This is a genomic window from Humidesulfovibrio sp., assembly GCF_030689645.1.
In the GTDB taxonomy this organism is placed as follows: domain Bacteria; phylum Desulfobacterota; class Desulfovibrionia; order Desulfovibrionales; family Desulfovibrionaceae; genus Humidesulfovibrio.
In genome coordinates this window covers 1-12,394 of the sequence record NZ_JAUYFU010000008.1, presented here as the reverse complement: position 1 = coordinate 12,394, position 12,394 = coordinate 1, and the positions used below count along the sequence as shown (strand labels likewise).

The 12,394-nt window shown below is 56.4% G+C and carries 13 protein-coding genes; 3 read left to right on the top strand and 10 right to left on the bottom strand.

The genetic code is table 11. The features are described from left to right. Positions 1-27 precede the first annotated feature (27 nt). The 8 genes from Q8O35_RS01280 to Q8O35_RS01245 form a co-directional block, all read right to left on the bottom strand. The gene (locus Q8O35_RS01280; protein WP_305569630.1) at positions 28-1,032 is read right to left on the bottom strand and encodes a hypothetical protein; all 1,005 of its coding nucleotides are present in this window, start codon (positions 1,030-1,032) and stop codon (positions 28-30) included. Positions 1,033-1,054: 22 nt separating this feature from the next. Next, complete coding sequence (locus Q8O35_RS01275) at positions 1,055-2,605, bottom strand: nucleotidyltransferase (protein WP_305569628.1); 1,551 nt, start codon at positions 2,603-2,605, stop codon at positions 1,055-1,057. An 11-nt stretch (positions 2,606-2,616) separates the two neighbouring features. Beyond that, a complete protein-coding gene (locus Q8O35_RS01270; RefSeq protein ID WP_305569626.1) occupies positions 2,617-3,594 on the bottom strand; it encodes a CBASS cGAMP-activated phospholipase in 978 nt (325 codons plus the stop codon). 786 nt (positions 3,595-4,380) lie between these two features. Further along, complete coding sequence (locus tag Q8O35_RS01265; protein WP_305569621.1) at positions 4,381-4,776, bottom strand: rhodanese-like domain-containing protein; 396 nt, start codon at positions 4,774-4,776, stop codon at positions 4,381-4,383. A gap of 584 nt (positions 4,777-5,360) precedes the next feature. Further along, on the bottom strand, positions 5,361-6,287 hold the full coding sequence (locus tag Q8O35_RS01260; RefSeq protein ID WP_305569612.1) for an HlyD family secretion protein: 927 nt from the start codon (positions 6,285-6,287) through the stop codon (positions 5,361-5,363). 9 nt (positions 6,288-6,296) lie between these two features. Beyond that, on the bottom strand, positions 6,297-7,007 hold the full coding sequence (locus Q8O35_RS01255; protein ID WP_305569610.1) for an ABC transporter ATP-binding protein: 711 nt from the start codon (positions 7,005-7,007) through the stop codon (positions 6,297-6,299). Between the two features lie 9 nt (positions 7,008-7,016). Next, positions 7,017-8,168, bottom strand: a complete 1,152-nt coding sequence (locus Q8O35_RS01250; RefSeq protein WP_305569608.1) for an ABC transporter permease — start codon at positions 8,166-8,168, stop codon at positions 7,017-7,019. A gap of 68 nt (positions 8,169-8,236) precedes the next feature. Further along, on the bottom strand, positions 8,237-8,875 hold the full coding sequence (locus Q8O35_RS01245) for a TetR/AcrR family transcriptional regulator (protein WP_305569606.1): 639 nt from the start codon (positions 8,873-8,875) through the stop codon (positions 8,237-8,239). Positions 8,876-9,366: 491 nt separating this feature from the next. On the opposite strand from Q8O35_RS01245, the gene Q8O35_RS01240 reads away from it, so the two are divergent. The 3 genes from Q8O35_RS01240 (at position 9,367) to Q8O35_RS01230 (ending at position 11,515) form a co-directional block, all read left to right on the top strand. Next, positions 9,367-10,254: a hypothetical protein gene (locus Q8O35_RS01240; RefSeq protein WP_305569601.1), complete on the top strand. Its 888-nt coding sequence runs from the start codon at positions 9,367-9,369 to the stop codon at positions 10,252-10,254. 361 nt (positions 10,255-10,615) lie between these two features. Continuing rightward, on the top strand, positions 10,616-10,981 hold the full coding sequence (locus Q8O35_RS01235) for a hypothetical protein (RefSeq protein ID WP_305569593.1): 366 nt from the start codon (positions 10,616-10,618) through the stop codon (positions 10,979-10,981). Between the two features lie 18 nt (positions 10,982-10,999). Beyond that, positions 11,000-11,515 carry a transposase gene (locus Q8O35_RS01230; RefSeq protein WP_305569690.1) on the top strand — a complete coding sequence of 172 codons (516 nt, stop codon included), beginning with the start codon at positions 11,000-11,002 and terminating at the stop codon, positions 11,513-11,515. Here Q8O35_RS01230 and Q8O35_RS01225 read toward each other — a convergent pair. Together Q8O35_RS01225 and Q8O35_RS01220 are read right to left on the bottom strand one after the other, a co-directional pair. Continuing rightward, on the bottom strand, positions 11,443-11,976 hold the full coding sequence (locus Q8O35_RS01225) for a hypothetical protein (RefSeq protein ID WP_305569591.1): 534 nt from the start codon (positions 11,974-11,976) through the stop codon (positions 11,443-11,445). The two genes, Q8O35_RS01230 and Q8O35_RS01225, sit on opposite strands and share 73 nt — an antisense overlap. 201 nt (positions 11,977-12,177) lie before the next feature. Continuing rightward, positions 12,178-12,394 (bottom strand): hypothetical protein (locus Q8O35_RS01220; RefSeq protein ID WP_305569589.1); only part of this gene is annotated, 217 nt, incomplete at its 5' end.

Sequence of the window (12,394 nt, the reverse complement as noted above, 5' to 3'; positions counted from 1 at the left end):
GCGGCTGCTCAATGTTTGGAATGGATGTCATGGCAACGACTCACGCAGGCCGTTCACCAACCGCTCCAAGATATCCGCAAAATCCAAAACGTCGCCAACCTTCACGACGATCCGTTGGGCGGGCTGATAGCTGGTGTCGCCAGACGTCGCGACATACTTCTCATCGACGTGTCCATCATTGTGCCCAAGCACATGCCGACGCTGAAAGTAGACGTTCAGCCGGCCAAGGTCGTCCTTTCCAATGATATCCTCAAATGCCTTCCCCGTAGCCGACCGCCACTCCGCGCTCGCATCAGGCAATCTTTGGAAGAGGTTCCCCTTCTCCCGTGAGGGCAGCGCGCCGGTCACAAGCACATAGTAGTGCCGGGCGATGGTTTCAAACTGGGTCACGCCACCCTTGATGGCTTCCTCCATCAATGTGTTTGCCAGATTGGCCGCTTCGTCCCGGCCCAAGGCAACCTGGAGTGCTTCGATGGTCTCCGGCATTTTTCGCATTTTCCGCAAGTGTGCGGCAAAGATTGCTTCGATATCATGATGGCCGCACTTCGGACAAAAATATGCCGTCCCGATGAAGCCGAAACGGAACCCGCAACTCCCGCAAGTAATCTTTGATTGCATTACATCGACGGCCGCAAGTGGAACCATGACAGGCTCTGGCGCATTGAAGCCGCGGTAGTCCATTTTCATCGTGATGAAAGAACCTGACCGTTGCCGTCGGTTGAAGTCGCTGGCCATGCCGCCAAGCATTTTGTCCAAATGTCCTGAGAATATATGCTTCGCCTGTTCAAGAGCCATTTGCTTCGCCTGCTCAAGTTGCTCTGTCGTCCACCAACTGCGTGGACCAGCTTCATGGCGACAAAACGGGCAATGAATGGTGGACTCTTCGTCCAATGCCTTCCAGTCATCTTGGTGGACCTTGAATTTGGACAGACAGTTTTCGCTCGGGCATTCTTTGTCGTAGTAGCCGTCGGCATCCGTCTCGACGGGGAACGACAATTCTATCTCGCCAGGAATTTTGAAATTGTTTGACATGGCATGGATCCTTCCGAGCTAACTAGGCTATTTTGACCTCAAAGTCGGAACTCTGTGCGACGAGAACTCCATTTTTGACGATATAGCAGGTGACGCAGTGGTCTCCAGTGTAAAGCGTTGTTTCTTTGCGTACGTGGGTCCCCTGCTCGATTTCGCCATCTCGTGTCAGCCCACCACGCAAGCATCTAGCATCCGTTGCTTCCTGACCAGTATTCACGACCTGCCAGTAGACCTCATAGGGCCAAGGAGTGTTTGTGTCGACCCGGAACTTCAAAGACTTGTTCTTCGCAATAAGCGGTCCGTCCGGCAGGATTTTTGTTTTGTAAGAACCCTCCACTACAGTTCCGGAGACGTTTGCATCATATGCCAGGTCAACGGGCCAACTCGGTTTTTCACGGTGAGGAACCGTAAACTTTGGGAACCAAGGCAAGAGCAAACTCGCTGCCCTTTTGAGCAGGCTCTGCTCCGGCGGTTTCGGGATTGATTTCAGTCCTTCGTTCACCGGCCACGCGCCCAGCCCGCCTTCAAGCATCTTGGCGAACGCCTGCACGTTCCCTGTCGCGATGGCGTTTGACAAATCCTTGCGGATCTTTTCGAGCCATCGGTAGAAGTTATCCTTGCGTTTCGGATGTTCCAGCCATTTGTCCGCAAAATTCTCCAACGGGTTCACTGGATTGGCAATCCACGCAACGCCAGCCTTGTTGGTGATGTGTTGGTCCATTTTTGAGGTGATGGCGCTCAAAGCATCAAGAAGGTTGTCCTCATTGGAATATGAGTGCGCGGCCAACGTTGTGATAATGATGGAGATGGGTTTGTCATCAGGCTCTTTCGCGAACATGATGTCCCGGTGGCGTTTGAGGATTTGAACAGCCTGTTGGAGGGGAGTCTTGACACGATAGTTTGGAATCTTTGCCGCCTCAACGTTTTCAGACTTTGCCAACATCTCGCGTTGCGTTGCGAATCGAACCTGCATCTGCTTCATGAACCAAGCCGCAAAGCCCCTTGGATTGCTTCTCGGCCAGTCATCGGACACGAGCGCATAGTCCTTGTGCGTGTTGTCTGTGATTGCGATGGATTGATCTGTAAAGTCCGTATCTGTGATCTTGTGCTCGGCGAGGACGGCAACGAATGATGCGGAGTCCGGTATGGCAGGCAATATATCCAGATGAAAACTGGCCTGATCTGCATAGTTGAGAGTCCAACAACGGCGCCCTTCTACGGGAGGCTCTTTCATCGCCTGGGCTTTGGTGTAGTCTTTTGTCTCGACTCCAATAGCCTCTTTCAAAATTTTTTGTGCAATGGTAGTTTTTGTTGCGCCTTGTTCAAGTTCGCATACGCAGTCAACGTCATATTCGACAGCGTCACTGGCAGGCTTGATGACCGTCCCCAGCAAGAATGAACCCTGCGGGTACACCACCGGGGCGAAGTCTTTCAGAATGGACTTATCGCGCTTGAACCATGTTGAAATGGATTCCAAGCGACCTGTCGCCAACTCATATTGTGTGTCGGAAATGTCCAAGGCCTTTGCCAAGGCAACCAAAAAGGCGTGGGCCTGCTCTTTGAACTCCTTCATACGTACCCTGCCTAGTTGCTGATTTTGTGGAAGGGTTCAAACCGCTCTGCCTTGTTCGCCAGGAACACCTCTTGCACGGCGGGGTTGGCCTTCCGCGCCTCGGAATCTCCGAACCCCTTCAACTGTTGCACTTTGTCTATCCCGTCCAGCGTGAAGAGCTTCGGTGCGACAATAGGGCTATAGCGCTGGTACCTTTTACCCGAACGGTCGTTGACGATAAGTTGCGCAATCCCCTCCGATGCAGAACATTGGCCGGCAAAAAAAGCATCAATGACCCCGAAATTCCAATCGACAGCACCGGGATTCTTCCCTGCCAAATCTCCGAAAGGGACCGGTTCTTGTGTGCAGCCCAAGCTCAACAGCGCGATGTCTTCAGCAGGCCACCCCAAGACATGGGCGGCTTCGACAGCCGCAAAACCGGATGGGTTGTTGCCCCACATCGCCCCATCAACCAACGCTTGACCGCTAGGCATCGTGTGGGGCTTGAAGAAGATGGGAGCTGCGGACGTCGCGAGGGCGATGTCTTCGGCGGGGACCAGGTAGTCATGGCTGAAACGTTCATGGTGCGCGGTCTTGAACACGTACACGGAGCCATCCGTCAGGTTCGTCGACAGAATCATCACTCGCGTTTTGCTCTGACCCAAGAGTTTGCCTTTGATCTTCCCTCGCAAGAGAGCCGCCAAAGCATCAGTCTCATATTTTTGGCGGAAGGCACCTCGGATACGTTTCTTTGGGTTGAAGCGTTCCAGTCGCCCCAACTTTTGCTTGGGGAAAATGCGTTCAGCGTTGTCCTCATACAACGACAGGATTTCCCTAGCCGAGAAGCCCAAGCCCAAAGCTAGAGCAATGATGCCGCCCGTCGATGTTCCGGCAATTAAGTCAAAGTATTCCCATATATTCCCGTTAGTCTTGTCTTCCAGCGTCGAAAGAAACGCTGCGGGGAAAACGCCTTTGATGCCACCGCCATCAATCGCCAATATCTTTCTCACGGGGTATCCTTTGGTTTACAAGCGGAATGATGATCTTCGCAGTTTTGCTCTGGGTATACCCCATGGCAATTTTATGGTAAAGGTCGGTGCCGAAGAACCAACGAATGATATAATTTTAGGGCAATATGACGCAAACGCACAATAACAATTCAGCGGATTAGCTCTTGGCAGGTTTTCACTGCCCGTAGCCTGTTGCGCGTTATCACCTCGAGGAACCCGGGCGTCCTTTGCCCCATCCGTCTTCACGCCAGCAAGTTATGTAAGCTAAAATAGTCCGCCTTCCTTTGTGATGCTTTGGGCCTTCCAGTTACCGATGGAGTTCGAATATCACGGCTGGCATCTCGGCGAAGACACAAAGTAGTGTTCAGAAGCGGCGCCCCTGAAGTCGTGTGAATAGGTGCATACAAACTGGATGATCGTGGACTTGGTGCCAGCGTAGAACCCCTTGGCTATTCCGAATTCAAGCGTGTAACGTGCCGCCTTGCGGGATGCCCCGATATCATACGCCATTATCTTGTAGATCTCTGGCTACTTGAGAATTTAGCTCCTCGTGTCAGCGGAAACTCCCCAGTGAGAAAGTGCAAACCGAGCGAGATACGGGGCGGTGCCAACGCCCTACGGTGCTGCGCCTATCGGACACAAGGCTCGCTGCAGGACGCTGGCACCTTCCCATCCCTTCGTTGACTCCTTGCGAAGTCGGGCCAATCGCAATCTCGTAGCCCATCGCAAGCTGTTCGCAGAGCGCCGCCTTATCAGGACGTCCGCCTGAAAACTATATTTTGAGCTTCAGTTTTCGGTGGTCGGCATTTTTGACTTAAGCCAAGCGTCCATGCCTCCGAGTAGACTTGCAACCTTGAGACACCCTGCACGTCCGTACTTTTGTGCAGCAGCACGGCTATAGTAACCAGCATAGCACACTGTAACAATGTTGCTATTTTTAAAATCTACTGTATTATACTTGGTCATGAACTCTGTGTATGGAATATTTACAGATCCTGGAATATGACATTCTTTGTAGCTTTCAGAATCTCTACAATCAACAACAGTTGTCTCTTCTCCACTACAAATGCGAGACTGTAGTTGTTCTGCCGAAATATAGCGGAACTTCCTAGGCTGGATAACGGCACACAACAACTCTGATATAGCCTTAAAGACCCCTTTCTTTGGTGGCTGCTTCTTCATAAAATTCCTTTATGCCACGGTATTGTACCGCAACTGCACACTGAAATATCAGTGGGTTAATTGTTGGAACCAACTACAATCCCATTGCCGATTGCGCATCTACCCGTTTGTCCGCAGGTGCATCCGCTTCCATCCTGTGTCTCGCCGTAGCCACAAAGGCTTACAAGAGAGCAGACATACGTCTTGCTTATTTGCTGCTACTGGTGTCCAACTGTTCCGCTCTGGATACCCCCCGTAGACATGGGCACCGCTCGGCGTCTATGAGGTTCAGGACGATGCTTATGACAAAGAAACACGCCATGTCTGAAATGTCGGCATCCGTACGACTTTACTTTTCAATAGCCGTTTCTTGCTGTTCATACTTGCCTGAAAGAGCTTTGCCCTATTTCAGTTACATCACCCAACTATGACCTCCGAATGTGTATCCAAAAAGACGAGCGTTGCATCCTCAAACCCATCCACTGCATTGCACAAAAATGCGTCGAGCGTTGTCGACATAGCGTAGACGACAACACAACAAAACGACAGCTCCTAGCATCATTAATATTCCGTCACTCTAGCCAATCGGTCCCGATGTGACGCCTTCAAGGATTTGGGGGGTCGTTGGCAAAAAAGCGCACGATGACCCGCTGGCCGATGAGCAGTTCCGGGGCGTCGACAGACAACACGCACTCCACCACCCGCTGGTCTTGCTTCTCCGTCGGGTCGTCGCTGGGTGGGCGTTGGCCCACCACGCGGCCCAGCCGCAACACTTTTGCCCCCCATCGTTTGTCCGGAGCGGCTTCAAGCAGAATTTCTGCACTCTGGCCAACATGTACCACAGGTAGGAAACGCTCCTCGAGGTCGGCTCGCACGATCTGCGGAGCATCCGGCGCAAAGAGAAACAAAGGGGTGACGTTGAGTGTGCTGACGCCATTGCCGGGCCTAGCCTGCCGCTGGATGATCTGACCGTCCGCCGGGGCGCAGACCATCCTCTCCTCGACCTCTCGCCGTGAGACAGCCGCTTTACGTGAAGCCGCTTCAAGGGCTGCTTGCAAGGCACGCAGTTCGGCTCGAGCCGTGTCGCGTTCATCCATAGCCTTGTCCAGTTCCTGTCTGGCAACGGCGTGCTGGGCGTTCAATGTTTCGAACCGACGAACTTCCCGCTCGGCCGCACCGACACGCACTATTAGAGGCTCTAGGCGCGCGCGCGCCTCGTCCTGCTCGCTCAAGGTCATATCTAGACTCCTTTGCGGAAGGGAGGCGTCCAGTGTGGCTAGAACCTGGCCAGCCTTCACGTAGTCGCCTTCCTCGACCAGTACCTTCTCGATGACGCCGTCGCGTCGTGCGGCCAGTTTCACCACGCCGCCCTCAATGTCGACGCGCCCCTTGGCGCTGGCGGAATAGCTTCTAGCATTGGCGACCCGAGCCTTTCTCTCTGCGTTTGCATCCATACCGGAGCAACCAACCAAGAACAGGGTAGCGCTGACGGCGAAGGCTGTGGCGAGCCGTATGAAGTCAGATGGGCACATCCGTTGCTCCTAATGCATGACGTTGCTGTTGATGACGCGGTCATCTCGGGTGATGCGGCCGTCCTCAAGCTGGATCACTCTGTCGGCGTGGGAGAGCAGGCGGGGGTCGTGAGTCACTCCGAGAACCGTGGTGCCGTGCTCCCGTGCGATTCGTTTGAGTAATGCCACGACGATTTCACCATTGGTGCTGTCTAGGGCCGAGGTCGGCTCGTCCGCGAAGAGTAACCGGGGGGCCTTCACCAACGCGCGGGCAATGGCCACACGCTGCTTCTCACCTCCGGAGAGTTCCATGGGGCGCAGATGGCTACGCGGTCCAAGGCCCACCTCGTCCAAGGCGGCTTGAGCTAGCGCGCGGGCTTCCTCTCCGTGGACGCCGAGGTATTGCATGGGAAGCATGACGTTTTCGTTGGCAGTGAGCGCGTTGAATAGGTTAAAGCCTTGGAACACGAAGCCGCAGTGCTGTAGACGGAAATGGTCCACCTCGGTTTCGGAGAGGGACCAGATATCCTCGCCCAGGGCCAACACTCGCCCGGCGTCGGGCCGCATCAGGCCTGACAGTATGGAAAGCATCGTGCTTTTCCCCGAGCCAGAAGGCCCGACGACCAAGGATAATTCGGACGGAAAGACTTCCAACGTGCTCTCCAGGATTACCTGCTGGGTGACTTTTCCGGTGGTAAAGGACTTGGTGATCGATCTAGCGCATAGGGTGGGCTCGGTCATGGATGGCTCCTAGCGCAACAGCGTGGCGGGGTCGGTGTTCATGAGAGGTTTGAGCGACATAAGGCCGCTGGTCAGGGCGATGAGATAGATCAGGATCACAACCGACAGAATCAACCACAGAGGGAAGACCATGGCCACGCCACTGGCCGCAGCTAACACTGCGGTAAGGGCGAAGAGGACAGCAGTGAGGCTGAGACCAACAGTTCCAATCCAAAAAGATTGTTCCAGTACCACGCGCTTGAGGGCTCCCTTGGACACGCCCAAGGCGCGAAGCGCAGCGTATTCTTTGGACGAAGCCTGTATCGCGCCGGAGAGCGTCTGGTTAGTGATGACAACGCCGACCACCAGGGCCAACAATGAGGCAAAAGCTGTTCCCACGCCAGCGCCGGACTCCAGAAGCCAGTAGAGTTCCGACTGAATGGAGAACGCATTTGCCTCCCATACACTGTAACGCTTGATTGGCCCCTTGTCGTCCAGTGTCCTGGCGGCGGCTCTGCTGTCCGCGCCGGGCCGCAGGCCGACGAGGTAGTAGGTCACTTCTCCGCGTTGTTCCGGCAACAGGGTGCGCGCCGTGGCCAAAGAGCAGATCACTGTGGTGCTACCGATGGCGCGCATTGCCTCCGTCACTCCGACAACAGTGACACGTCGGTTGTTGATTTCCAGTACGGATCCGACACGTGCTCCGAGCTTTTTCATGTCGGCCTCGGCGATTATGATACCGCCGGGTTCGTCCAGCAGTTCCCGTTGTTCGGGGGAAAGCAATACAGAGAAGCCCAAGCCTCCGGGGGATGGGTCTATGGCGTGCAGAATGACGGAAACCGCTACGCCGTCATCGCGGCGAAGGTCTCCGTATGCAGTCAGGTAGCGCTCCACTCGGGTCACATCGGGATGGATCCAGGCATCAGTATCACTCACTGTGGGAATGGGGCGGCCCATGTCCACGCTTTGGGTGTTGCGATAGCCAATCCAAAGGTCTGCCGCTGAATAGGTGATCGGCGTGGAAACGGAGCTAAATAGCCCAAGCAGCAAGGCGAGTTGCACCACGACTAATAATCCCGCGAAGGTAACTGCAAGCACGGCGGCGAGGTACCTGCGCCACTCGTAGCGCAAGCTGGCGCGGGCGAGGGAGACGTCACGCCCTACGTTGTCCAGGATTGTCACAAAGGGCTTCCATGCGCGTTGCCCCCTTACGAAATGGCCCGCCAGAGCCGACAGTATCCTTAAGTCCATCAAGGAACCTCATTCAAAATATAGGCAAGCACAAATCCGCGCAGGCCGCCAGCCATCTGTTCGAAGTCCATGTCCGGATCAAGCTGTTGTTCCGACATGATGCCGGAGCAAAGAGCCAGAATGACATGGGCTGCATGGTCGGGGTTCAGCATCGGGCGCACCCATCCCTCTGTCTGGCCGCAATACAACGCCTCCGCAAGTTGCACCCGTAGAGCGGCGTCCTTGGCTCTGTAATAGGGCGCGTATTTCGCGCTCCGGTATAGCTCCAACCAGCTATCAAGGCCTAAACCCGCACAGGCAGGTCCCCATATGCGGCGCATCCCTTCGCCGTCGATCTTCGCCAAGTATTCAAGCCCATCCCGCGTAAAGAGCATCTTGCTCATCTCATAGTACGTTTCGAACTCCATCTCCGCGATGGTGGCGATGATTTCCTCCTTGTCGCGGAAGTACCGAAACAACGTTCCCGCGCTCATTTTGGCCGTCGAGCAAATTTCTTCAGTCCGGGAAGCGTGGAAGCCCTTGACGCGAAACACCTCGCGAGCCGCATTGAGAATCTGGAGGCGGCGCACCTCACGTAGTTTTTCGTTTTTGGGTCGAGCCATTGGCACCTCATTTTTAGACGGAGTGTTCAGTCTCATTATTTCCGCCACAGCATACTTTGTCAAGAACCGTTCACAGGGTTCCCCAAAATACTCTGCCTATCGATTGCTCGGGTGCAAATCTGCACCGATCCCCCCTCCGCCCGGGCTCCCATGGGCGAGGTTTAATGCTACCCCGGCTCCGACCCGTTGGACGCAAAAGACCAAAAAGGAGCCGCCTCATGCCACCCCACCTCGTAATCAGGTTCGTTCCAAGCCTACCTCCCTTCCCCCGACACATGGAGTGAACATTTGATTCGCCGTCGGACGTAAAATTGTTCGCGGGGCATTCCTGCCGTGGCAGCTCCGAACACTTTAGGATCCAGGATCCTCCGAGTGTTCGATAGTTTTTGCGTAACATATTGACACAAAGCACTTTTTCTGGCATAAGCACAGGTTCGTCCGAACGTTTTGGCTTCAACGCCCATCGGACCTCGTCCGTCGGTCCGGCCGGCCGGCGGCGGGGTGGGACAACGAAAAAGGAACAGACTATGAGCAAGAACATCATCCTCACCCTGAACAACGGCATCGTCCTCCCGACGCTCTCCCGCCGCACTGGCAACCCCTGCCGCGCTACGGAGACGCGCTGGCTCATCGTCCAGATCATCGACAGCGGCGTCCGGCTTGTCGGGTGCCTCGACCGGAACGGGCGCGTGTTCCGCACTGCGGTTCGCGACAATGTCAGGCTGCAGGAGCGCACCCTCGTCAACGCCCGCGAGCTCAAGCCGGACGACGACATCATGTGTGCGCTGAACGCGACCACCAAGCCGGGCTTCGACATGGGCGCCGCCTCCAAGTCCTCGGACTACCGCTCGGTGCGTCTGACCGACGCCATGAACAGCATCAGCGCGTGGCCGTCGGAGAACGGCGACATCACTGCGTGCATGAGCACCGTTTGCGGCATGCTCGTCCCGGCCTGCGACCCGCTGACCCCGCCGTTCCGGCATGTCGGCGTCTTGTGGAGGAACGGCGACTTCGCCCGCAATTCGTCCTCCGGCGTCATCTCGTTCGCGGGTTCGGCTGGCGTGGTCTTCGCCGCGGCGTATCCCGACGAGCTCGCCACGCGCTTCATGCAACGGAATGACGCCATGTGGGCGGACTGGCTTCCCGAGGCGCCGGGCGAGAGCATGAAGCGCTCGGCGGCGCGCATGGCGGAGGCGTTCCCGAAGCGTGGGCATGCCTTGCTCACGCCCGCGCTCATCGCCAAGTACATGGGCAAGCGACCGGAGAGCGAGGCGCTGTCCCTGAAGCGCGGCATGCCGCTCAAGCCGGTCTTCTGGAAGAACGGGATGACCCGCTCGGGCAAGCCGTTCAACACCAGCGACCCGGCGCTGGCAACGCTCTTCGCGCCTCTCCTTGACCCGGTGACTGCGGAATAGGGCTGGCAACTCCTCAAAACACACCATGCGGCGGAATGCAGAACCGGGCCGCGAAACGTCCCGGTTCTCTTCTTCCTTGACATCAACGTAGATTTCGAGTATTGTGTATTTGACTGGAGATGGATATGGAGCGTTTTCGGAAGAACAACGGTGTACACTTTCTCTTGAGCGCGGAAGCGAGGGAGCTTACGCTTGAGATGTTGTACGCGAATCTGTCCGACAAAGATGTCTCTCGCATTTTCCACATCATCCGCTGGCCCGAGACACATGGCGCTCCGTGCTGTCCGCACTGCAACGAGACCGAGTGCGTCGTCCCCGTCCCAAGCGTGCATTGCTCTACAGGTGCAAGAAGTGCGAACGCATGTTCTCGTTGATGAGCGGCACGTTCCTGCACGGGCACAAGCTGTCTCTGCGCACCATCCTCGCCGCCCTCCTGCTCCTCGCTGACGCCGTCAAGGGCATGAGCGCCTCGCAGTTCTCGCGCCAGGTGGGCATCCAGTACAAGACGGCGTTCGTGCTCATGCACAAGATCCGCGCGAGCCTGCTCGTCGAGAACTCGCAGACACTGCTCGACGGCGACGTGCAGATCGACGGCGCGTATTTCGACACGAAGGAGCGCAAGCCGAACGAACACAAGGCCGCCCGCGAGCAGGCTACACGTGTGAAGGCCGCCCGTGAAGCGACGCAGGAAGCGCTGGCCGCGCAAGACGGCGAAAATCCGGAATGAAAGCCGACGCCGAGGTGCATCCTCGTGGCGAGGAAGGTGTCCGCTGAACGCGGGAAGGGCGGCATGAAGACCGTCATCGGCTTCGCGCCCTGTGAAAACGGCGGTGACGTCGACGCCTTCGTCGAAAAGCACATCGCCACGGGTGCGGTTGTGACGTCGGACGAGCACAGGGCATATGCCATGCTCGTCACGCACTACAACCTGAAGCGCGTGAATCACAGCGAGCGCTACAGCGGTGCTGATGGCGAGAACATCAACCAGGCCGAGAGCTACTTCTCGCGCTTCCGCCGCATGCAAGTGGGCCAGAATCATTTCTTTGGCAAGCACCTTCTGGCGTATGCCGCGGAAAGCGCGTGGCGCGACGACAACCGCCGCAACAGCAACGCCGTGAACGCAAGAGCGCTCCTCGGACTGCTCCTCAAGCCGAACGTGGACAGCCTGTGGCGCGGTTTCTGGAAGGTCTATCTGCGCAAGGGCAAGGGCGTCACGTTGCCCGCAGGCATCAGCGGTTCCGCCTTGGCCGTCGCCGCCTGATCCTCCTGCCGCTCGCCGCGCTTGGCTAGCCGCCAAATGACGCGGTTGTCCGCACGGCGGGCATGAATGACCGCGTTCCGCGACAGCATTCGCCGCAAGGCCTCCTTTACGCTCTCCTCAAGATTCTTCGGCAACTCTCGTTCCGCTTGAATCTGCTTCGCCTCAATGCGGTCCGAGATTTCCCTTGAGGTGGCGCCCTCGGGCACCGTCTTGAGCACACTCGCAATCAGCGCCAGCAGCTCGCCTTGCGCGAAGTACGCCTTGTAAGGGCGTGGCGGGAAGACCGGGATGTACGCCGCGTCCGCGTCGCACTTTGCGAGGACGCGGTTCACGGCGTTGATGTCCTTTGTGGTCTCATTGAGTTGGGCTAACAAATCTGCGTGCTTGGCTACAAGCTCACGCTTCATTTCCACTAGTCCGGTAATGAGGTGACTTCTTCCCATGATGGCAGCATCGGCCATCTGTCAAAAGCCGTCAAGGATCCGTTTTGAGCTTCCTACATAAGGCCGCCAGATAGAGTGAAAAGAGGGGGCCTTGCGGCCCCCTTTTCTGCTACAGCCAGCGATCTGAGGAGTTGAGAACATCCTCATGACAATGACCTAGGTGGGAGTCTGCTTTGGCAAGTTGTAAGTGCTCTGACGAGGTCGAGCCTGCCAGTGTGTTTAGCTTCCGAAAGCCTCACGAGCCTCTTCTTTGGAGCATTTGCGGATGCTTCCATCCGCTTCAACGACCCCCCAGTTCGCGACGGTATGATTCTCGTTCCGATTATCTTTTTGTCCCCACCTGACGACATCGCCCGGCCTGGCCAAAATCTCGGCAGGCCCTCCAGCATTTGTTCCGAGATATTCTCCGAAGCGAAGGACAGGACTGCTGCCAACA

Bases quoted from the DNA above. Each gene is read 5' to 3' on its own strand.
- Q8O35_RS01255 (WP_305569610.1), bottom strand. From the start codon at position 7,007: ATGACCGAGCCCACCCTATGCGCTAGATCGATCACCAAGTCCTTTACC.
- Q8O35_RS01235 (WP_305569593.1), top strand. From the start codon at position 10,616: ATGTTCTCGTTGATGAGCGGCACGTTCCTGCACGGGCACAAGCTGTCT.
- Q8O35_RS01265 (WP_305569621.1), bottom strand. From the start codon at position 4,776: ATGAAGAAGCAGCCACCAAAGAAAGGGGTCTTTAAGGCTATATCAGAG.
- Q8O35_RS01240 (WP_305569601.1), top strand. From the start codon at position 9,367: ATGAGCAAGAACATCATCCTCACCCTGAACAACGGCATCGTCCTCCCG.
- Q8O35_RS01280 (WP_305569630.1), bottom strand. From the start codon at position 1,032: ATGTCAAACAATTTCAAAATTCCTGGCGAGATAGAATTGTCGTTCCCC.
- Q8O35_RS01225 (WP_305569591.1), bottom strand. From the start codon at position 11,976: ATGGCCGATGCTGCCATCATGGGAAGAAGTCACCTCATTACCGGACTA.
- Q8O35_RS01245 (WP_305569606.1), bottom strand. From the start codon at position 8,875: ATGAGACTGAACACTCCGTCTAAAAATGAGGTGCCAATGGCTCGACCC.
- Q8O35_RS01260 (WP_305569612.1), bottom strand. From the start codon at position 6,287: ATGTGCCCATCTGACTTCATACGGCTCGCCACAGCCTTCGCCGTCAGC.
- Q8O35_RS01275 (WP_305569628.1), bottom strand. From the start codon at position 2,605: ATGAAGGAGTTCAAAGAGCAGGCCCACGCCTTTTTGGTTGCCTTGGCA.